This window comes from Pseudomonas reidholzensis (assembly GCF_900536025.1).
Lineage (GTDB): Bacteria > Pseudomonadota > Gammaproteobacteria > Pseudomonadales > Pseudomonadaceae > Aquipseudomonas > Aquipseudomonas reidholzensis.
This window is the reverse complement of the sequence record NZ_UNOZ01000031.1, coordinates 25,907-45,928: the sequence shown is the minus strand read 5'-3', so window position 1 is coordinate 45,928 and position 20,022 is coordinate 25,907. Positions and strand designations below refer to the sequence as shown.

General features: G+C 63.5%; 18 protein-coding genes. 15 read left to right on the top strand and 3 right to left on the bottom strand.

Going from position 1 to position 20,022, the window contains the following annotated elements:
• Positions 1-51: 51 nt before the first annotated feature.
• The 7 genes from CCOS865_RS22500 (at position 52) to ispD (ending at position 7,803) form a co-directional block, all read left to right on the top strand.
• Positions 52-999, top strand: a complete 948-nt coding sequence (locus tag CCOS865_RS22500; protein WP_119144975.1) for an acetyl-CoA carboxylase carboxyltransferase subunit alpha — start codon at positions 52-54, stop codon at positions 997-999.
• A gap of 162 nt (positions 1,000-1,161) precedes the next feature.
• The gene (gene tilS, locus CCOS865_RS22490; protein WP_119144971.1) at positions 1,162-2,457 is read left to right on the top strand and encodes a tRNA lysidine(34) synthetase TilS; all 1,296 of its coding nucleotides are present in this window, start codon (positions 1,162-1,164) and stop codon (positions 2,455-2,457) included.
• 270 nt (positions 2,458-2,727) lie between these two features.
• On the top strand, positions 2,728-4,356 hold the full coding sequence (locus CCOS865_RS22485) for a CTP synthase (protein WP_119144969.1): 1,629 nt from the start codon (positions 2,728-2,730) through the stop codon (positions 4,354-4,356).
• 3 nt (positions 4,357-4,359) lie between these two features.
• A complete protein-coding gene (gene kdsA / locus CCOS865_RS22480; RefSeq protein ID WP_119144967.1) occupies positions 4,360-5,205 on the top strand; it encodes a 3-deoxy-8-phosphooctulonate synthase in 846 nt (281 codons plus the stop codon).
• 154 nt (positions 5,206-5,359) lie between these two features.
• Positions 5,360-6,649: a phosphopyruvate hydratase gene (gene eno / locus CCOS865_RS22475; protein ID WP_119144966.1), complete on the top strand. Its 1,290-nt coding sequence runs from the start codon at positions 5,360-5,362 to the stop codon at positions 6,647-6,649.
• A 168-nt stretch (positions 6,650-6,817) separates the two neighbouring features.
• Positions 6,818-7,099: a cell division protein FtsB gene (gene ftsB, locus CCOS865_RS22470; protein ID WP_119144964.1), complete on the top strand. Its 282-nt coding sequence runs from the start codon at positions 6,818-6,820 to the stop codon at positions 7,097-7,099.
• On the top strand, positions 7,096-7,803 hold the full coding sequence (gene ispD, locus CCOS865_RS22465) for a 2-C-methyl-D-erythritol 4-phosphate cytidylyltransferase (RefSeq protein WP_119144962.1): 708 nt from the start codon (positions 7,096-7,098) through the stop codon (positions 7,801-7,803). The genes ftsB and ispD overlap by 4 nt, the downstream gene beginning before the upstream one ends.
• 13 nt (positions 7,804-7,816) lie before the next feature.
• On the opposite strand, the gene CCOS865_RS22460 is transcribed toward ispD, so the two are convergent.
• Positions 7,817-8,713, bottom strand: a complete 897-nt coding sequence (locus tag CCOS865_RS22460; protein ID WP_119144960.1) for a LysR family transcriptional regulator — start codon at positions 8,711-8,713, stop codon at positions 7,817-7,819.
• Positions 8,714-8,820: 107 nt separating this feature from the next.
• On the opposite strand from CCOS865_RS22460, the gene CCOS865_RS22455 reads away from it, so the two are divergent.
• From CCOS865_RS22455 to rpoS, 8 genes are all read left to right on the top strand, one after another.
• Entirely contained in the window at positions 8,821-9,933 is a 1,113-nt protein-coding gene (locus CCOS865_RS22455) for an S-(hydroxymethyl)glutathione dehydrogenase/class III alcohol dehydrogenase (protein ID WP_119144958.1), read from the top strand.
• An 8-nt stretch (positions 9,934-9,941) separates the two neighbouring features.
• Entirely contained in the window at positions 9,942-10,796 is an 855-nt protein-coding gene (gene fghA, locus CCOS865_RS22450; RefSeq protein WP_119144956.1) for an S-formylglutathione hydrolase, read from the top strand.
• Between the two features lie 94 nt (positions 10,797-10,890).
• Positions 10,891-11,364 (top strand): 2-C-methyl-D-erythritol 2,4-cyclodiphosphate synthase, encoded by a 474-nt coding sequence (gene ispF, locus CCOS865_RS22445; RefSeq protein WP_119144955.1) that lies wholly within the window; start codon positions 10,891-10,893, stop codon positions 11,362-11,364.
• On the top strand, positions 11,364-12,422 hold the full coding sequence (gene truD / locus CCOS865_RS22440; protein WP_119144953.1) for a tRNA pseudouridine(13) synthase TruD: 1,059 nt from the start codon (positions 11,364-11,366) through the stop codon (positions 12,420-12,422). The genes ispF and truD overlap by 1 nt, the downstream gene beginning before the upstream one ends.
• Positions 12,410-13,159, top strand: coding sequence for a 5'/3'-nucleotidase SurE (gene surE / locus CCOS865_RS22435; protein ID WP_119144951.1), 750 nt, complete (start codon positions 12,410-12,412; stop codon positions 13,157-13,159). The genes truD and surE overlap by 13 nt, the downstream gene beginning before the upstream one ends.
• 38 nt (positions 13,160-13,197) lie before the next feature.
• A complete protein-coding gene (locus CCOS865_RS22430; RefSeq protein ID WP_167469099.1) occupies positions 13,198-13,836 on the top strand; it encodes a protein-L-isoaspartate(D-aspartate) O-methyltransferase in 639 nt (212 codons plus the stop codon).
• A 194-nt stretch (positions 13,837-14,030) separates the two neighbouring features.
• Positions 14,031-14,888: a peptidoglycan DD-metalloendopeptidase family protein gene (locus CCOS865_RS22425; protein ID WP_119144947.1), complete on the top strand. Its 858-nt coding sequence runs from the start codon at positions 14,031-14,033 to the stop codon at positions 14,886-14,888.
• Between the two features lie 108 nt (positions 14,889-14,996).
• Complete coding sequence (gene rpoS / locus CCOS865_RS22420) at positions 14,997-16,004, top strand: RNA polymerase sigma factor RpoS (RefSeq protein WP_119144945.1); 1,008 nt, start codon at positions 14,997-14,999, stop codon at positions 16,002-16,004.
• An 895-nt stretch (positions 16,005-16,899) separates the two neighbouring features.
• Here the strand turns inward: rpoS and fdxA are convergent.
• Positions 16,900-17,223: a ferredoxin FdxA gene (gene fdxA / locus CCOS865_RS22415; RefSeq protein WP_119144943.1), complete on the bottom strand. Its 324-nt coding sequence runs from the start codon at positions 17,221-17,223 to the stop codon at positions 16,900-16,902.
• A 141-nt stretch (positions 17,224-17,364) separates the two neighbouring features.
• Entirely contained in the window at positions 17,365-19,935 is a 2,571-nt protein-coding gene (gene mutS, locus CCOS865_RS22410; RefSeq protein WP_119144941.1) for a DNA mismatch repair protein MutS, read from the bottom strand.
• Positions 19,936-20,022: the final 87 nt, after the last annotated feature.

The following is a 20,022-nucleotide window of genomic DNA, read 5'->3' as shown; positions in this document are numbered from 1 at the left end:
CAAACGGATCAACCGGCCGGCCGCCTGGCCGTAGACCCAAGACGGATGCCTATGAACCCGAATTTCCTCGATTTCGAACAGCCGATTGCCGACCTGCAAGCCAAGATCGAAGAGCTGCGCCTGGTCGGCAACGACAACTCGCTGAACATCAGCGATGAGATTTCCCGTCTGCAGGACAAGAGCAGTACCCTGACCGAAAGTATTTTCGGCAACCTCACCAGCTGGCAGATCGCCCGACTGGCGCGTCACCCGCGTCGTCCTTACACCCTGGACTACCTGCAGCACATCTTCACCGAGTTCGAAGAACTGCACGGTGACCGGCACTTCTCCGATGACGCTGCGATCGTCGGCGGTACCGCCCGCCTGGATGGCAAGCCAGTGATGGTCATCGGTCACCAGAAGGGCCGTGAAGTGCGCGAAAAGGTTCGCCGCAACTTCGGTATGCCGCGCCCAGAGGGCTACCGCAAGGCGTGCCGCCTGATGGAAATGGCCGAGCGCTTCAAGATGCCGATCCTGACCTTCATCGATACCCCGGGCGCTTACCCAGGCATCGACGCTGAAGAGCGCAACCAGAGCGAAGCGATTGCCTGGAACCTGCGTGTCATGGCGCGCTTGAAAACCCCGATCATCGCCACCGTGATCGGTGAGGGCGGCTCCGGCGGCGCGCTGGCGATCGGTGTCTGCGACCAGCTGAACATGCTGCAGTACTCGACCTACGCGGTGATCTCGCCGGAAGGTTGCGCGTCGATCCTGTGGAAGACCGCCGACAAGGCGCCTGATGCCGCCGAAGCGATGGGCATCACTGCCGAGCGCCTGAAGAGCCTGAACATCGTCGACAAGGTGATCTCCGAGCCGCTGGGCGGCGCCCACCGTGACCCGGCGAAAATGTCCGCCAGTATCCGTGCCGACCTGATCGAGCAGCTGGACATGCTCGGCAAGTTCGATCACGACGCGCTGCTCAAGCGCCGTTATGATCGCCTGATGAGCTACGGTCTCTGATTCTGTCTTGAGGCCGCTGGGGCTGCTTCGCAGCCCATTCGCGACACAAGGCCGCTCCCACAGGTACCGCGCACGCCTCGAAAGCGGCGCCGTCCTTGTGGGAGCGGCCTTGTGTCGCGAATGGGCCGCAAAGCGGCCCCGGCATTCTCCAGTGAGGCAAAGATGATCGACCTCACCTCGACCCTTTCTCCCTGGCAGCAATCGCCCGCCTGGTCTGTCGCCCTCTCTGGCGGCCTGGACTCCACCGTCCTCCTGCACCTGCTCGCCGCCTACGCCCGCACCCACGACGCGCCCCCCTTGCGTGCCCTGCATGTCCATCATGGCCTGCAATCGGCCGCCGACGCCTGGCCAGCCCATTGCCAAGCCCTGTGCGACAGCCTCGGAGTCGAACTCCAGGTCATCCACGTCCAGGTCGCCCCCGGCGCCAGCCTCGAGCAGGCCGCGCGCGATGCCCGCTACCAGGCCTTCAGCGACCTCCTTGCGCCAGGTGAAGTGCTGTTCACCGGCCAGCACCGCGACGATCAGGCCGAGACCTTGCTCTTTCGACTGTTGCGCGGGGCCGGGCTGCGTGGCCTGGCCGCCATGCCGGCGATCAGGCCGTTGGGCCAGGGCCACCTGGTCAGGCCGCTGCTGGCCCTCGCGCGCGATCAATTGCACGGCTATGCCGAGCATGCGGGGCTGTCGTGGATCGAAGACCCGTCCAATGCCGACACGCACTTCGCGCGTAACTTCCTGCGGGGCGACATTTTGCCGCTGCTGCGCCAGCGCTGGCCGCAAGCCAGCCAGAGCCTGGCGCGCAGTGCGGGGCATCTCGGTGAGGCCCTGAGCCTGCTCGACGAGCTCGCCAGGGACGACCTGGCCATTGCAGGGCAGGGCGCTCCGGCCGAATGGCCAGGGCTGGATTCACTCGCCCTGGCCGCGCTCCAGGCGCTGTCACCCGCCCGTCAGCGCAACGCCCTGCAATACTGGCTCAGCAGCCGCACGCGGTTGCCGGATGCGCGCCATTGGGCCGGCTGGGCAACCCTGCGCGACGCCGCCGATGACGCGCAACCGTTGTGGCGCCTGACGGACGGCCAACTGCAACGCAGCCATGGGCGCATCTGGTGGCTCAGCGGTGACTGGCTGCAACCGGTTGCCGGCGAGCAGGCGTGGGCCAACCCGAGCGTGCCGCTGGCGTTGCCGGGCAATGGCAGCGTGCGCTTGAGCGGCGCCACCCCGGCGCACGACCTGCGTATCGCCTACCGCCAGGGCGGCGAGGTGCTGGCCCTGAAAGACCGTGGCCATCGCGACTTGAAGCGTCTGCTGAATGAGCGCCAGGTCCCGCATTTCGTGCGTTCGCGCCTGCCGTTGCTGTATTGCGGCGAGCGTTTGCTCGCCGTCGCCAATCTGCCGGCACTGGCTCAGGATGACTGCGCGCTCGACTGGCAGTTACCGACGAACGCGCAAGGTTTGAGCTGAAGGGTACATTCCGGTAGACTACCCTCCCTTCTTGATACAACTTCTGTGGCTTCATCGAAAACACAGCAGTTGCCGATTACCAAGCAGTTTTTTGCTGGGCTGATTTCTTAAAATGACGAGCGAGCTCCATGCCGGGGATAACCCTGGTCTGTACAGACGCGGCAGTTTTTCGAGATGCACTGTGATTGACGCAGGTGATCGGGGGCTTCGGCCTTCCTTCGCTTTCTCCGGCGGCGCTGGCCGCTTTAACGCAGACTTCTAGGGTTTTTCATGACGCGCTACATATTCGTCACGGGCGGTGTTGTTTCTTCATTGGGGAAAGGCATTGCCTCGGCTTCCCTGGCGGCCATCCTGGAAGCGCGGGGACTCAAGGTCACCATGCTCAAGCTGGATCCGTACATCAACGTCGATCCGGGCACGATGAGCCCGTTCCAGCACGGTGAGGTGTTCGTCACCCACGATGGCGCTGAAACCGACCTTGACCTGGGCCACTACGAGCGGTTCATCCGCACGACCATGACCCAGAACAACAACTTCACCACCGGCCGTGTCTACGAGCACGTCCTGCGCAAGGAGCGCCGTGGTGACTACCTGGGCGCGACCATCCAGGTCATCCCGCACATCACCGACGAGATCAAGCGTCGCATCATCAAGGGTGCCGGCGATGCCGACGTGGCCCTGGTGGAAATCGGCGGTACGGTCGGTGACATCGAGTCGCAGCCGTTCCTCGAGGCGATCCGCCAGCTGCGTTTCGAAGTCGGCGCCAAGCGCGCGATGCTGATGCACCTGACCCTGGTCCCGTACATCGCCACCGCGGGCGAGACCAAGACCAAGCCGACCCAGCACTCGGTCAAGGAGCTGCGCTCCATCGGCCTGCAGCCTGACGTGCTGGTGTGCCGCTCCGATCACCCGATCGACAGCTCGTCGCGCCGCAAGATCGCTCAGTTCACCAACGTTGAAGAACGTGCGGTGATCGCCCTGGAAGACGCCGACACCATCTACAAGATCCCGGGCATCCTGCATGCTCAGGGCCTCGATGACTTCGTCACCGAGCGCTTCGGCCTGCAGTGCGACAGCGCTGACCTGTCCGAGTGGGACAAAGTGGTCGACGCCAAGCTCAACCCTGAGCATGAAGTCACCATCGCCATGGTCGGCAAGTACATGGAGCTGCTGGATGCCTACAAGTCGCTGATCGAAGCGATGAGCCACGCCGGTATCCAGAACCGCACCAAGGTCAACCTGCGCTACATCGACTCCGAAGACATCGAGAACCAGGGCACCAGCCTGCTCGAAGGCGCCGATGCGATCCTCGTCCCGGGCGGTTTCGGCCTGCGTGGCGTGGAAGGCAAGATCAAGGCGGTGCAGTTCGCCCGTGAGAACAAGGTGCCGTACCTGGGTATCTGCCTGGGTATGCAGGTTGCCGTGATCGAGTTCGCCCGTAACGTGATGGGCTGGACCGACGCCAACTCCACCGAGTTCGACCGTGCCAGCGGCCACCCAGTGGTCGGCCTGATCACCGAATGGGCCGACAACACCGGCACCGTCGAGACTCGCACCGAAACCTCCGACCTGGGCGGCACCATGCGTCTGGGCGCGCAGGAATGCCAGCTCAGCGGCAACTCGAAAGTCCACGACTGCTACGGCAAGGACGTGATCGTCGAGCGCCATCGCCACCGTTACGAGGTCAACAACAACCTGCTGCCACAGCTGGTCGATGCTGGCCTGGTGATCTCCGGTCGCTCCGGCGACGGCGCGCTGGTCGAAGTGGTCGAGTCCAAGGACCACCCATGGTTCGTCGCCTGCCAGTTCCACCCAGAGTTCACCTCGACCCCGCGTGACGGCCACCCGCTGTTCAGCGGCTTCGTCAAGGCGGCACTGGTGCAGAAGAACAAGGCCTGACCCATGACCCAGAAGATCATTCGCGTCGGTAACATCGAGATCGCCAACGACAAGCCGTTCGTTCTGTTCGGCGGCATGAACGTGCTGGAATCCCGTGACCTGGCCCTGAAGGTCTGCGAAGAGTACGTGCGGGTTACCGAGAAGCTCGGTATCCCCTACGTATTCAAGGCCAGCTTCGACAAGGCCAACCGCTCGTCGGTCGCCTCGTACCGGGGCCCGGGCATGGAAGAAGGGCTGAAGATCTTCGAAGAGATCAAGCGCACCTTCAACGTGCCGGTCATCACCGACGTGCACGAGCCGTATCAGTGCGAGCCGGTGGCAGAGGTCTGCGACATCATCCAGCTGCCGGCCTTCCTGTCGCGGCAGACCGACCTGGTGGTGGCGATGGCCAAGACCGGCGCGGTGATCAACATCAAGAAGGCCCAGTTCCTCGCGCCGCACGAGATGAAACACATCCTCTCCAAGTGCGTGGAGGCGGGTAACGATCAGTTGATCCTCTGTGAGCGTGGTTCGAGCTTCGGCTACAACAACCTGGTCGTGGACATGCTCGGCTTCGGCATCATGAAGCAGTTCGAGTACCCGGTGTTCTTCGACGTGACCCACGCCCTGCAGACGCCGGGCGGCCGTGCCGACTCTGCCGGTGGTCGCCGTGCCCAGGTCACCGACCTGGCCAAGGCGGGCATGAGCCAAGGCCTGGCGGGCTTGTTCCTGGAAGCCCACCCGGACCCGGACAACGCCAAGTGCGACGGCCCATGCGCCCTGCGCCTGGACAAGCTGGAGCCTTTCCTGGCCCAGCTCAAGCAACTGGACGACCTGGTGAAAAGTTTTCCGACGGTAGAAACCGCGTAACGCTCATTTCTCGGGTAAAGTACCGCCCGTTCCAACCCCTGACCTGCCGGTCAGGGGCTCCCCTTCCCAGGCCTGCCCTCTGCATATTCGCCTGGTGAAAGGCTCGAATTCCCTAAGCTGCGTTGTTTTCGTCAATTCTGGAGTGCTTACAACAATGGCAAAGATCGTCGACATCAAAGGTCGTGAAGTTCTCGATTCGCGTGGCAACCCCACCGTGGAAGCCGATGTACTGCTCGACAACGGCATCATCGGCAGCGCGTGCGCGCCGTCCGGTGCTTCCACCGGCTCGCGCGAAGCGCTTGAGCTGCGTGATGGCGACAAGAGCCGTTACATGGGCAAGGGCGTGCTGAAAGCCGTTGCCAATATCAACGGCCCGATCCGCGAGCTGCTGCTGGGCAAGGACCCGGTCGACCAGAAAGCCCTCGACCACGCGATGATCGCCCTGGACGGTACCGAGAACAAGGCCACCCTGGGCGCCAACGCCATCCTGGCTGTTTCCCTGGCCGCCGCCAAAGCCGCTGCCCAGGACCAGGACCTGCCGCTGTACGCGCACATCGCCAACCTCAACGGCACTCCGGGTCAGTACTCGATGCCGGTGCCGATGATGAACATCATCAACGGTGGCGAGCACGCCGACAACAACGTCGACATTCAAGAGTTCATGGTTCAGCCGGTTGGCGCCAAGACCTTCTCCGACGGCCTGCGCATGGGCACCGAAATCTTCCATCACCTCAAAGCGGTGCTCAAGGCCCGTGGCCTGAACACTGCCGTGGGTGACGAAGGCGGTTTCGCACCGAACCTGACCTCCAACGAAGACGCCCTGGCGGCCATCGCCGAAGCCGTTGCCAACGCTGGCTACAAGCTGGGCACCGACGTGACCCTGGCCCTCGACTGCGCGGCTTCCGAGTTCTACGAAGACGGCAAGTACAACCTGTCCGGTGAAGGCAAGTCGTTCGACGCCGAAGGCTTCGCTGACTACCTCAAGGGCCTGACCGAGCGCTTCCCGATCATCTCGATCGAAGACGGCCTGGACGAGTCCGACTGGGCGGGCTGGAAGATCCTCACCGACAAGATCGGCGAGAAGATCCAGCTGGTGGGTGACGACCTGTTCGTGACCAACACCAAGATCCTCAAGGAAGGCATCGACAAGAACATCGGTAACTCGATTCTGATCAAGTTCAACCAGATCGGCTCGCTGACCGAGACCCTCGAAGCCATCCAGATGGCCAAGGCTGCTGGTTACACTGCAGTGATCTCGCACCGTTCGGGCGAAACCGAAGATTCGACCATTGCCGACCTGGCCGTGGGTACCGCTGCTGGCCAGATCAAGACGGGCTCGCTGTGCCGTTCCGACCGCGTGTCCAAGTACAACCAGCTGCTGCGCATCGAAGAGCAACTGGGCGCCAAGGCGGTGTACCGTGGTCGCGATGAGTTTCGCGGCTAAGCAAGAGATGGTAAAAAGGCAGCAGCCGAGGATGCCTGAACGTTCGTACTGAACATCAGGCGCCTCCTACGGGGTTTCTGTCGACGAAGCCTGGCCTCGGCCAGGCTTCGTGCTATCACCAGCCCCATAAGACTTCGGCGCGGCGGCCTTTTGACCCTGGATATCTAGATGCGCAGTCCTTATTGGTTGTTTCTCATCTTGCTCCTGTTGCTGGGTGGCTTGCAGTACCGCCTCTGGGTGGGCAGCGGCAGCCTGGCGCAAGTGACCGAGCTCAAGCAGCAGATCGACGAACAGCACGCCGAAAACGAACGGCTGCTGGAGCGTAATCGCGTGCTCGATGCGGAAGTCCTGGAGTTGAAGAAAGGTATGGAGACCGTGGAGGAACGGGCCCGTCACGAGCTGGGCATGGTCAAGGAGGGCGAGACCCTCTTCCAGTTGCCGCAGAAATGACGGCCTTGCTGCCGGCCTTCTGGGCTGTGATTCCTGCTGCGGGCGTCGGTGCCCGCATGGCTGCCGATCGCCCTAAACAGTACCTGCAGTTGGGCGGGCGGACGATTCTCGAGCATAGCCTCGACTGTTTTCTGGGCCATCCCACGCTCAAGGGCGTGGTGGTCAGCATTGCCGCGGATGACCCTTACTGGCCGGGCCTGCCCTGTGCCAGCGATCCGCGTATCCAGCGTGCGCCGGGTGGCCGCGAGCGCGCCGACTCGGTGCTCAACGCCTTGTTGCTGCTGCATGCCCAAGGGGCGGCGGATGGCGACTGGGTGCTGGTGCATGATGCCGCACGACCGAACCTGGCACGCAGCGATCTGGACCGGTTGTTGGCCGAGCTGGCCGATGATCCGGTCGGTGGGCTGCTGGCCGTGCCGGCGCGCGACACGCTGAAACGCGCCGATGCCAGTGGCCGGGTCAGTGCCACGGTAGACCGCAGCACGATCTGGCAGGCCTTTACCCCGCAGATGTTTCGCCTCGGCGCGTTGCACCGGGCACTGGCCGAGTGCCTGGTGTCTGATGTGGCCGTGACCGACGAGGCGTCGGCGATCGAATGGTCGGGGCAGGCACCCCGGCTGGTCGAAGGGCGTAGTGACAACATCAAGGTCACCCGGCCGGAAGACCTCGAGTGGCTGCGCCAGCGCTGGTCCGCACGCCGCTGAAACCTGCGTCGCGCTAGTCAGCCCGATACTCCGGCAACTGCGCCAATCCCTCCTTGAGATAATCCACCAGCCGGCGCACCTTCGGTGACAGGTGCCGCTGCTGCGGGTACAGCGCCCACACGGCGGTGTTCGGCGGTTGATGGGCCTCCAGCAACGACACCAGCGCGCCACTGTTGAGGTGCTCGAGCACGTAATAGTCGGGCAACTGACACAACCCTATGCCCTGGAGCGCCGCGTCCAGCACCGCCTGGCCACTGTTGCAGCGCCAATTGCCCTGCACCCGCTGACTCAACTCGCGACCGTCCTGCTTCAGCGCCCAGATATCCGTGCTGCCGATCAGGCAGTTGTGCCGCGCCAGTTCGGACAAACTGTGCGGGCGGCCATACCGCTCCAGGTACGCTGGCGAGGCGCACAGGAACATGCGTCGAGGCGCCAGGCGCGCGGCGACCAGGCGCGAGTCCTGCAATCGGCCCAGGCGGATCGCCAAATCCATGCCCTCGTGCAGCAAGTCCAGCGTGTGGTTGCTCAACTGCACCTCTACCCGCAGCTGCGGGTACAGCGCCATGAAGCGGGTCACCAACGGCACGATGAAGCGCTCGCCATAGGCCACCGCACAGGTCATGCGCAGCAAACCTTTGGGTTCGCTGGCCAGGTCGCCGACGGCGCGTAGCGCCTCCTCGCGACCATCCTGCAGGCGCTGGCAATGCTGCAGGAAGGTCTGCCCGGCTTCACTCAGCGTTACACGCCGGGTGCTGCGGTACAGCAGGCGCGTCTGCAAGCGCTCTTCAAGGCGGGCGATCTGCCGGCTGACATGCGACGAAGACACTCCCAGGCGCTCGGCAGCGGCGGTGAACTGGCCCGATTCGGCCACCGCGACAAACTCGTCGATGCCTTCCCAGCGGTTGCTCATGATTATCCCTGTGCAGCAATAATGTTTTGTCTTTGGCTGGATTATTCATCAAACACGGGTGAATTACACTGCGCGGATTGCATCGACCCTCTATCTGGAGACCTCCCATGATCAAGTCCCGCGCCGCCGTAGCCTTCGAGGCGAAGAAACCCCTGGAAATCGTCGAAGTCGACGTGGCCATGCCCAAGGCCGGCGAAGTGCTGGTGCGCGTGGTCGCCAGCGGCGTCTGCCACACCGATGCCTACACCTTGTCGGGCGCCGACCCGGAAGGCATCTTCCCGTCGATCCTCGGCCATGAAGGCGGCGGTATCGTCGAGGCGGTCGGCGAGGGCGTGACCTCGGTCGCGGTCGGTGACCATGTGATCCCGCTGTACACCCCAGAGTGCGGCCAGTGCAAGTTCTGCCGCTCGGGCAAGACCAACCTGTGCCAGGCCATCCGTGCCACCCAGGGCAAGGGCCTGATGCCGGACGGCACCACGCGCTTCTCCTACAAAGGCCAGCAGCTGTTCCACTACATGGGCACCTCGACCTTCTCCGAGTACACCGTGCTGCCGGAAATCTCCGTGGCCAAGATCCAGAAAGACGCGCCACTGGAAAAAGTCTGCCTGCTCGGCTGCGGCGTCACCACCGGTATCGGCGCCGTGCTCAACACCGCCAAGGTCCAGCCGGGTGACACCGTGGCCATCTTCGGCCTGGGCGGCATTGGCCTGTCGGCGATCATCGGCGCGGTGAAAGCCAAGGCTGCGCGGATCATTGCCGTCGACATCAACCCGAGCAAGTTCGACATCGCGCGTCAGCTCGGCGCCACTGACTGCGTCAACCCGAAAGACTACGACCGCCCGATCCAGGAAGTCATCGTCGACCTCACCGACGGCGGCGTCGATTACTCGTTCGAGTGTGTGGGCAACGTCCAGCTGATGCGTGCGGCCCTCGAGTGCTGCCACAAAGGCTGGGGCGAGTCGGTGATCATCGGCGTTGCCGGTGCCGGCCAGGAAATCGCCACCCGACCGTTCCAACTGGTGACCGGTCGCGTCTGGCGCGGTTCGGCGTTCGGCGGTGTGCGCGGGCGCAGCGAGCTGCCGAGCTACGTTGAAATGTCCGAGAAGGGCGAGATCCCGCTGGACACCTTCATCACCCACACCATGGGCCTGGAAGACATCAACAAGGCCTTCGACCTGATGCATGAAGGCAAGAGCATCCGCAGCGTGATCCACTTCTGAGGTCTGCCATGAGCCTGGAAAACATCTCCTGCCAGAAAAGCTTCGGCGGCTGGCACAAGCGTTACCGGCACCACTCCAAGGTGCTCGGCTGCGACATGGTGTTCGCCGTCTACCTGCCCCCGCAGGCCGAGCAGGGTGAAAAGCTGCCGGTGCTGTATTGGCTGAGCGGCCTGACCTGCACCGACGAGAACTTCATGCAGAAGGCCGGCGCCCAGCGCCTGGCCGCCGAGCTCGGGTTGATCATCGTCGCCCCCGACACCAGCCCGCGTGGCGAGCAGGTGCCGGGCGACCCTGACGGCGCCTGGGACTTCGGCCTCGGTGCCGGCTTCTACCTCAACGCCACCCAGCAGCCGTGGGCCCAGCACTACCGCATGCATGACTATGTGGTGCAAGAGCTGCCGGCCCTGGTCGAGGCGCATTTCCCGGCCTCCGACCAGCGCAGCATCAGCGGTCACTCGATGGGTGGGCACGGCGCGCTGGTGTGCGCCCTGCGCAACCCTGGGCGCTACCAGTCGGTGTCGGCGTTCTCGCCGATCAGCAATCCGATGGATTGCCCGTGGGGCGAGAAGGCCTTCTCCCGTTACCTGGGTGACGACCGCGCGCGCTGGCGCGAGTGGGATGCCAGCGTGTTGCTGGCCGAGACGGCGGCGGGCGATTGCCCACCGGTGCTGGTGGACCAGGGCGATCGCGATGATTTCCTCGAGACACAGCTCAAGCCACAGGCCCTGGAGCAGGCCGCGCGCAAAGCCGGGCACACGCTGACCCTGCGTCTGCAGCCGGGCTATGACCACAGCTACTACTTCATCGCCAGCTTCATCGACGAGCACCTGCGTCATCATGCGACGGCGCTGGGTCGGGCCTGATCGTTGCGGGGCTGCGCCGCAGCCCTAAAACCAAACGCCCAAGGTAGTACAAAGCAGGTAGAATCTCGCCCTGACTTAATCAGGGCGTTTTTCTATGCGTATTGGCCATGGCTACGATGTGCACCGGTTTGCCGACGGTGATTTCATTACCTTGGGTGGGGTGCGTATCCCTCACAAATACGGCCTGCTGGCCCATTCCGACGGCGATGTCGTGTTGCATGCCTTGAGCGATGCCCTGCTGGGCGCCGCGGCGCTGGGCGACATCGGCAAGCACTTCCCTGATACCGACCCGCAATTCAAGGGTGCCGACAGCCGCGTGCTGCTGCGCCATGTGCTCGCCATCGTCCAGGCCAAGGGCTGGAAGGTGGGCAACGTCGACGCCACCATCGTCGCCCAGGCGCCGAAGATGGCCCCGCATATCGAAACCATGCGCCAGCTGATCGCCGAAGACCTGCAGGTCGAGCTCGACCAGGTCAACGTCAAGGCCACCACCACTGAAAAGCTCGGCTTCGCCGGCCGCGAGGAAGGGATTGCCGTGCATGCGGTCGCCCTGTTGCTGAACGCATGATGAACGTACTGCAATTGCTGGGGCCGCGGGCCTCGGGTGACGCCTTGGGCAGTGCCGTGCTGAAGGCCGTGGCCGAAGATTTCCAGGTCGACGAAGTGCTCGATATCCCGCTGTCCGGCCAAGGTGAACACCTCTGGCTGTGGGTCGAGAAGCGTGACCTGAATACCGAGGAAGCGGCCCGCCGGCTCGCCCGCGCCGCCGGTGTACCGGTGCGCTCGATCAGCTACGCCGGCCTCAAGGACCGTCAGGCCCTGACCCGGCAGTGGTTCAGCCTGCACCTGCCAGGCAAGGCCGATCCCGACTTGTCGCGCGCCGAGGACGAAACCCTGCGCGTGCTCAAGCAGGTGCGCCACACGCGCAAGCTGCAACGTGGCGCGCATTCGGCCAACGGCTTCACCCTGCGCCTGACCGCGTTGGCGGCCGAGCATGGCGCGCTGGATGCGCGCCTGGAACAGCTCAAGGCCCAGGGTGTGCCCAACTATTTTGGCAGCCAGCGCTTCGGCCATGGCGGCGGCAACGTGCATGACGCCCAGGACTGGGCCGCGCGTGCAGCGCTGCCGGAACAGCGCAACGTGCGTTCACGGCTGCTCTCGGCCGGGCGCAGCTACCTGTTCAACCAGGTGCTGGCGGCGCGCGTTGCCGATGGCAGCTGGCAACGTGCCCAGGTGGGTGATCTGCTAGCCTTCACCGACAGCCGCAGCTTCTTTGCCGCGGGCGAGGCGGAATGCGCCGATCCGCGCCTGGCGATCCTCGACCTGCACCCGACCGGGCCGCTGTGGGGCGAAGGCGCCACGCCGACCAGCGCTGCCACCGGCGCGCTCGAGGCGAGCATCGGCGAGCAGCACCTGGCACTGTGCAACTGGTTGGCGCGCGCGGGCATGAGTCACGAACGACGCATCCTGCGGCTCCCTATTGGCGGGCTGACGTGGCATTATCCCGAGCCTGATATCCTGCAACTGGAATTCGTCCTTCCGGCCGGATGCTTCGCCACCGTCGTGGTGCGCGAGCTAGTCGATCTGGTGCCGGCAGGGCAGACGGACAGCCCATGCGTATTCTGATTTCCAATGACGACGGTGTTACCGCCCCAGGCCTCGCTGCGCTGCATGCTGCGCTGGCGGACTACGCCGAGTGCGCGGTGATCGCCCCGGACCAAGACAAGAGCGGCGCCGGCAGTTCGCTGACGCTGGACCGGCCGCTGCACCCGACGGTCTTGGCCAACGGCTTCATCAGCCTCAACGGCACGCCGACCGACTGCGTGCACCTGGGGCTCAACGGCCTGCTGCCAGACACCCCGGACATGGTCGTCTCGGGCATCAACCTGGGGGCCAACCTGGGTGATGACGTGCTGTATTCCGGTACGGTCGCCGCAGCGCTCGAAGGGCGTTTCCTCGGTGGTACCTCGCTGGCCTTCTCGCTGGTGTCGCGTCAGCCCGACAACCTCCCCGCCGCGGCCTACATCGCCCGGCGCCTGGTCGAGGCGCAGGCACGCCTGCAGTTGCCGCCGCGTACCGTGCTCAACATCAACATCCCCAACCTGCCGCTGGAGCACATCCGTGGCCTCCAGCTGACCCGCCTGGGCCACCGTGCCCGGGCTGCGGCGCCGACCAAGGTGGTCAACCCGCGTGGCAAGGAAGGCTACTGGATCGCCGTGGCCGGTGACGCCGAGGACGGCGGCCCGGGCACGGACTTCCATGCGGTGATGCAGGGCTACGTGTCGATCACCCCGCTGCAACTCGACCGCACCTTCAACGACGCCTTCGAACAGCTCGATGGCTGGCTGGAGGGCGTGCTCTGATGCGCGAACAGGACGATCTGCAGCGCCGCGGTATCGGCATGACTTCGCAGCGCACGCGCGAGCGGCTGATCCAGCGCCTGTGCGAGGAGGGCGTGTCGAACAGCAAGGTGCTCGAGGCCATTCGCCGCACGCCGCGTCACCTGTTCGTCGACGAAGCACTCGCGCATCGTGCCTACGAAGACACCGCGTTACCGATCGGGCACAACCAGACCATCTCCCAGCCGTTCATCGTCGCCCACATGACCGAGCTGTTGCTGGAGGCGGGGCCGTTGGACAAGGTGCTGGAGATCGGTACCGGTTCGGGCTACCAGACCTCGATCCTCGCCCAGCTGGTCGAGCGGGTGTTCTCGGTGGAGCGGATCAAGGTCCTCCAGGACCGGGCCAAGGAGCGCCTGGTCGAGCTCAACCTGCGCAACGTGGTGTTCCGCTGGGGCGATGGTTGCGACGGTTGGCAGGCACTGGCGCCGTACAACGGCATCATCGTCACCGCGGTTGCACCCGAGGTGCCCCAGGCCCTGCTCGATCAGCTGGCGCCCGGGGGGCGGCTGGTGATACCGGTCGGACCAGCCGGCGAGTCGCAGCAACTGATGCTGATCGTCCGCGAGGAGCATGGATTCTCCCGGCGGGTAATGGGCGCGGTGCGTTTCGTGCCTCTGCTCAATGGTCCGCTGGCCTGAGCCGCACGGAATATTTGCAGCGCTGACGAATTCTTGCCGCGCGGCCCTGTCTATCTGGCGGGGCGTACGCACGTGCTGAAACTGCGTCGGATCTTTTCCCAGCCCACCCCAATGCGTGTGGGCTCGGTTATAATTGCAATAATATTGCATTTCGTTTCGTCATAACGGTTACGGCACCAATGAGGGGGGCGCGGGTGGGTCACACAATGAGTCTGCAGCGCAAGGATCGATCGGGTTTGCAGTTGCTGGCGATTGCACTGGCCATGGCAACCCTGCTGGCGGGCTGCTCCAGTACCAGCTCGACCAGCGGTGCGCGGGTGGTCGACCGCAACAATGCCGCACCCAAGCGACCGACCGTGACGTCCGGGCAGTACACCGTCAAACCCGGCGACACGCTGTTCTCGATCGCCTTCCGCTATGGCTGGGACTATAAAGAGCTGGCTGCACGCAACAATATCCCTGCGCCGTACACCATTCGCCCCGGTCAGGCGATCCGCTTCAACAGTGGTACGACCGGTAGTACCACGGTGGTCTCGAGCCCTTCGTCGTCGAGCAAGACCACGGTTATTCGCCGTCCGGTGGGTACTGCGCCGGTGCCCTCCGCCAGCGGCAAGACGGTCGCCAGCGTCCCCGCGACGAGCGGTACCACGGTCACCACGGTGCCCGCCGCAGAGCGCACTGCGGGCGGCTGGACCTGGCCTGCGAACGGCGTCCTGATTGGAAAATTTGCTTCAAACGGTAGTTTGAATAAAGGCATTGATATCGCCGGTGATTTGGGACAGCCTGTTTTTGCTGCGTCTGGTGGTGCAGTGGTCTACGCCGGGAGTGGATTAAGGGGCTACGGCGAGCTGATCATCATCAAGCACAGCGATACCTACGTCAGTGCCTACGGTCATAACCGCAGGCTGTTGGTTCGGGAAGGGCAGCAGGTCAAGGCAGGGCAGGCTATCGCTGAAATGGGGTCCACGGGCACTGATCGGGTGAAACTGCATTTTGAAATTCGCCGTCAGGGCAAACCCGTCGATCCGCTCCAGTTCTTGCCGCGTCGTTGACCGTTGTACCCGGCCTGTTCCTTGGATGTAGAGGGGACAGGCTCCAGCGCTGCCAGGGAATAAGGTGCCGCTAGAGTCTGAGTTCGAACTCAGCAAAGGACTATAACAATGGCTCTCAGTAAAGAAGTGCCGGAGTTTGACATCGACGATGACCTTCTTCTCATGGAGACGGGCATTGTCTTGGAAACGGATGTGGTGTCAGACGAACCTGCTGTACCCTCGGTTCGGACCAAGGCCAAATCGGCCTCGTCGCTCAAGCAACACAAGTATATCGATTACAGCCGGGCGCTCGATGCCACCCAGCTGTATCTCAATGAGATCGGCTTCTCGCCGCTGCTCTCTCCCGAAGAGGAAGTGCACTTTGCACGCCTCTCGCAAAAAGGCGACCCTGCCGGTCGCAAGCGCATGATTGAAAGCAACCTGCGCCTGGTTGTGAAAATCGCTCGCCGTTATGTGAATCGTGGCCTGTCGCTGCTCGACCTGATCGAGGAGGGCAACCTTGGCCTGATCCGCGCGGTGGAAAAATTCGATCCGGAACGTGGTTTCCGCTTCTCTACCTATGCGACCTGGTGGATCCGCCAGACCATAGAGCGGGCGATCATGAACCAGACCCGCACCATTCGCCTGCCGATTCATGTGGTCAAGGAGCTCAACGTCTACCTGCGGGCTGCGCGGGAGCTGACGCAGAAGCTCGATCATGAGCCGTCGCCCGAAGAGATTGCGAACCTGTTGGAGAAGCCTGTGGCTGAGGTCAAGCGGATGCTTGGGCTCAACGAGCGGGTCTCTTCGGTGGATGTGTCGCTAGGGCCGGACTCTGACAAGACCCTGCTCGATACCCTGACGGATGACCGTCCTACTGACCCGTGTGAGCTGCTGCAGGATGATGACCTGTCGCAGAGCATCGATCAGTGGCTTGGGGAGCTGACCGACAAGCAGCGTGAAGTGGTGGTGCGTCGGTTTGGCCTGCGTGGGCATGAGAGCAGTACGCTTGAGGATGTTGGCCTGGAGATTGGTTTGACTCGGGAGAGGGTCAGGCAGATTCAGGTTGAAGGGTTGAAGCGGTTGCGGGAGATTCTTGAGAAGAACGGGCTTTCCAGCGAGTCGTTGTTCCAGTAAGCAGTTAGTGTCGTGACTGACGCCCCGGGAGAAACGGGGCGTTTTTGTATCTGCGGTTTGGGGGCTTATCCGGGTGGTGGGGTGGGGCTGCTGGCCCCTTCCGCCCTTACGGCGGGTCACTTTTTTTCTTGGAAAAAAGTAACCAAAAACCGCTTGCTCCTACATACGGCCCTTCGCTGCGCTACGGGTTCCCTCACTCCGGCCTTGCTCCCGCGAGGACCGGGCTGTACGGGCCTTCCTGGCCCGCAGCCCTTGCCGGCCTTCCTGGCCGTCACCTCGCTTCGCAAGACCTCCGTTCGGCCTCCTGAAGTCGCTGGTAGATCAAGATCAAGGGCTACATCAAGAGCCAGATCAAGGGCGGGTGCTTGGCGGGGGATGTATAGAAATGTTGCTAGTGCCACCCTTGTTGCATCGCGTGTACGACATCGCTTACGCGCGTCGTAAGAGATTGGCGTAAGGGTGAGTAAATAATTGTCGTTTTCAGTGGTTGTTTGTTTGTAAGCGTATGATAGATAAGGGTTTTATTGATTTGTAGAAATGTGTCTGCAGTAACGATTGGCAAGAACTTGCCATTGTTTGCCCGGCTCAAATCGCTAGTATCTGAACTGTGCCGACGGACAGGCACAGGCTCTCAGGATGATGGCCAAGGACATCGCAGGTAGCGATTCATCAGGATGATGTTTGGGACAAGCAGGGACTACGGAAAAAATGTGGGCGGGTCAAACCGCCCCTTTTTTTTGCCTGGGATTCAGGGCTGGGACGCCAGCCGGCAGGCAGACTTCTTTGAAAACGCCCGGTGTTTCGCATCGGGCGTTTTTTTGTCTGGGCTGTGCGGCCGGGCAAACAAAAAAGGCGGCCCGAAGGCCGCCTTTCTCGAACTGAACCGCTGAACCTGTCAGCGCTCCAGGTCGGCAATCTTGCCGGTCTGGCCATCCCACTCTGCAGCATCGGGCATGGCGTCTTTCTTCTCGGTGATGTTCGGCCAGATTTCCGCCAGCTCGGCGTTGATCTCGATGAAATTTTCCATGCCGGCAGGCACTTCGTCTTCAGAGAAAATCGCCTGGGCCGGGCATTCTGGCTCGCACAGAGCGCAGTCGATGCACTCGTCCGGGTGAATGACCAGGAAGTTCGGGCCTTCATAGAAGCAGTCCACCGGACAGACTTCCACACAGTCGGTGTACTTGCACTTGATGCAGTTGTCGGTGACGACGAAGGTCATTTCTAATTTTCTCCTCAGGCAACGGCTGCGTGCCCTTCCTTGCAGGGCAGCACGGTTCACAGGTGTGTGGCTGCAGGCCAGGCTAATAACCTGCAGCACCAGCAAACCGCGCGGGATTCTACCAGCTTGCGCAGGCGGCCGTTATAACAGGTTCTTCAGTTGATATAGCATTTCGATAGCTTGGCGAGGCGTCATCTCATCCAGGTCGAGCTTGCCCAGCCTGTCGATGGCGGGGTGCGGCAGGCTGGCGAACAGATCGCTCTGGTGCGGCGCCTGTGGCTCGCCCTTGGCTTTCGCCACCGGTGCCTCATGCGGCAGGCTGGCGGTTTCCAGGCGGCCCAGGTGCTCGCGGGCACGCTGGATCACAGGGCCAGGTACCCCGGCAAGCTGGGCCACGGCCAGGCCGTAGCTCTGGCTGGCAGGCCCAGGCAGCACATGGTGGAGGAAGACGATCCGCTCGTTGTGCTCGGTGGCATTGAGGTGCACGTTGGCCACCAGCGGCTCGTTCTCGGGCAGTACGGTCAGCTCGAAGTAGTGCGTGGCGAACAGCGTGTAGGCGCGCAGCTGGGCCAGGCGCTCGGCGGCGGCCCAGGCCAGCGACAGGCCGTCGAAGGTGCTGGTGCCGCGGCCGACTTCGTCCATCAGCACCAGGCTGCGGTCGGTGGCGTTGTGCAGGATGTTGGCGGTTTCGCTCATCTCGACCATGAAGGTCGAACGGCCGCCTGCAAGGTCGTCGCTGGAGCCGATCCGGGTGAAGATACGGTCGACCAGCGACAGCTCGCAGCGCGCCGCCGGGACGAAGCTGCCGATGTGTGCCATGAGCACGATCAGCGCGGTCTGGCGCATGTAGGTCGACTTACCGCCCATGTTCGGGCCGGTGATGATCAGCATCCGCGTGCTGTTGTCCAGGCCCAGGTCGTTGGCCACGAACGGCGTGGTCAGGACCTGCTCGACCACCGGATGGCGGCCTTGCTCGATACGCAGGCAAGGTTCGTCGACGAAGCTCGGGCAGTTCAGGTCCAGGCTCAGCGCACGCTCGGACAGGTTGCTCAGGACATCCAGCTCGGCCAGTGCCGCGGCGCTGTCCTGCAGCGGCGCGAGATGGCTGATGAGGGTTTCCATCAGCGCGTCGTAGAGCATTTTCTCGCGAGCAAGGGCGCGGCTCTTGGCCGACAGCGCCTTGTCTTCGAAGGCTTTCAGCTCCGGCGTGATGAAGCGCTCGGCGCCCTTCAGGGTCTGCCGACGAATGTAGTCGCCCGGCGCCTGCTCGGCCTGCTTGCTCGGCAGCTCGATGAAGTAACCGTGCACACGGTTGTAGCCGACCTTGAGGTTGGCCAGGCCGGTGCGGGCCTTCTCGCGCGCTTCCAGGTCGATGAGGAACTGACCGGCGTTCTCGCTCATCGCCAGCAGCTCGTCCAGCTCGCTGTCGTAACCGGTCTTGAGCACGCCGCCGTCGCGGATTACCGCCGGCGGGGTGTCGACGATCGCCCGTTCCAGCAGGCTGGCCAGCTCCGGGTAGGTGCCGGTGATGGCGGCCAGGCGGGCCAGGTGCGGCGCCTCCAGCTCGGCCATGGCGTTCTGCAGCTCAGGCAGGGCGCCGAGCGCATCGCGCAGGCGGGCCAGGTCACGTGGGCGGGCGTTGCGCAGGCCGATCCGCGCCAGGATCCGCTCCAGGTCGCCGATTTCCTTGAGTTGCGGTTGCAGCTTCTCGTAGCGGTAGCTGTCGAGCAGGCAGCGGATCGAGTCCTGGCGCGCCTGCAGTACCTTCAGGTCGCGCAGCGGGCGGTTCAGCCAACGGCTCAGCAGGCGGCTGGCCATGGCGGTCTGGCAGCGGTCGATGACCGACTGCAGGGTGTTGTCGCGGCCTCCGGCGAGGTTGATGTCCAGCTCCAGGTTACGCCGGCTGGCACCGTCGAGGATGACCGTGTCGTCCATCCGCTCGTGGCGCAGGCTGCGCAGGTGGGGCAGGGTGGTGCGCTGGGTTTCCTTGGCGTAGCCGAGCAGGCAGCCGGCGGCGCCGATGGCCAGGGTCAGCTTGTCGCAACCAAAGCCCTTGAGGTCCTTGGTCGCGAACTGCTGGCACAGGCTCTTGCGCGCCGAGTCGCGGTCGAAGTCCCACGGTGCACGACGGCGGCAGCCCGGGCGCTTTTCGGCCGGCAGGTCACGCGGCCAGTCATCCGGGATCAGCAGCTCGACCGGGTTGATCCGCTCGAGCTCGGCCAGCAGGTTTTCCCAGCCTTTGATCTCCTGCACGGTGAAGTTGCCGCTGGTGATGTCCAGCACCGCCAGGCCAAACAGTCGCTCGTCACCGAGCAAGGCCGCGATCAGGTTGTCGCGCCGCTCGTCGAGCAGCGCCTCGTCGCTCACCGTGCCCGGGGTGATGATGCGCACCACCTGGCGATCCACCGGCCCTTTGCTGGTGGCCGGATCGCCGACCTGCTCGCAGATCACCACCGACTCGCCGAGCTTGACCAGCTTGGCCAGGTAGCCCTCCGCCGAATGGTACGGGATCCCGCACATGGGGATCGACTGGCCAGCCGACTGACCGCGTGCGGTCAGGGTGATATCCAGCAGTTTGGCGGCTTTCTTCGCGTCTTCGTAGAAGATCTCGTAGAAATCGCCCATGCGGTAGAACATCAGCTGGTCCAGGTGCTGGTTCTTCAGCTTCCAGTACTGCTGCATCATCGGGGTGTGTGCGGAGAGATCAGTCATTAAAGGCCTTACAGCTGTGATCTGGTGGGCGTGTGCCAAATCGTCAATTGTACCGGGATTTGCTCGCTTGCGGGGCGTCAGCGATCC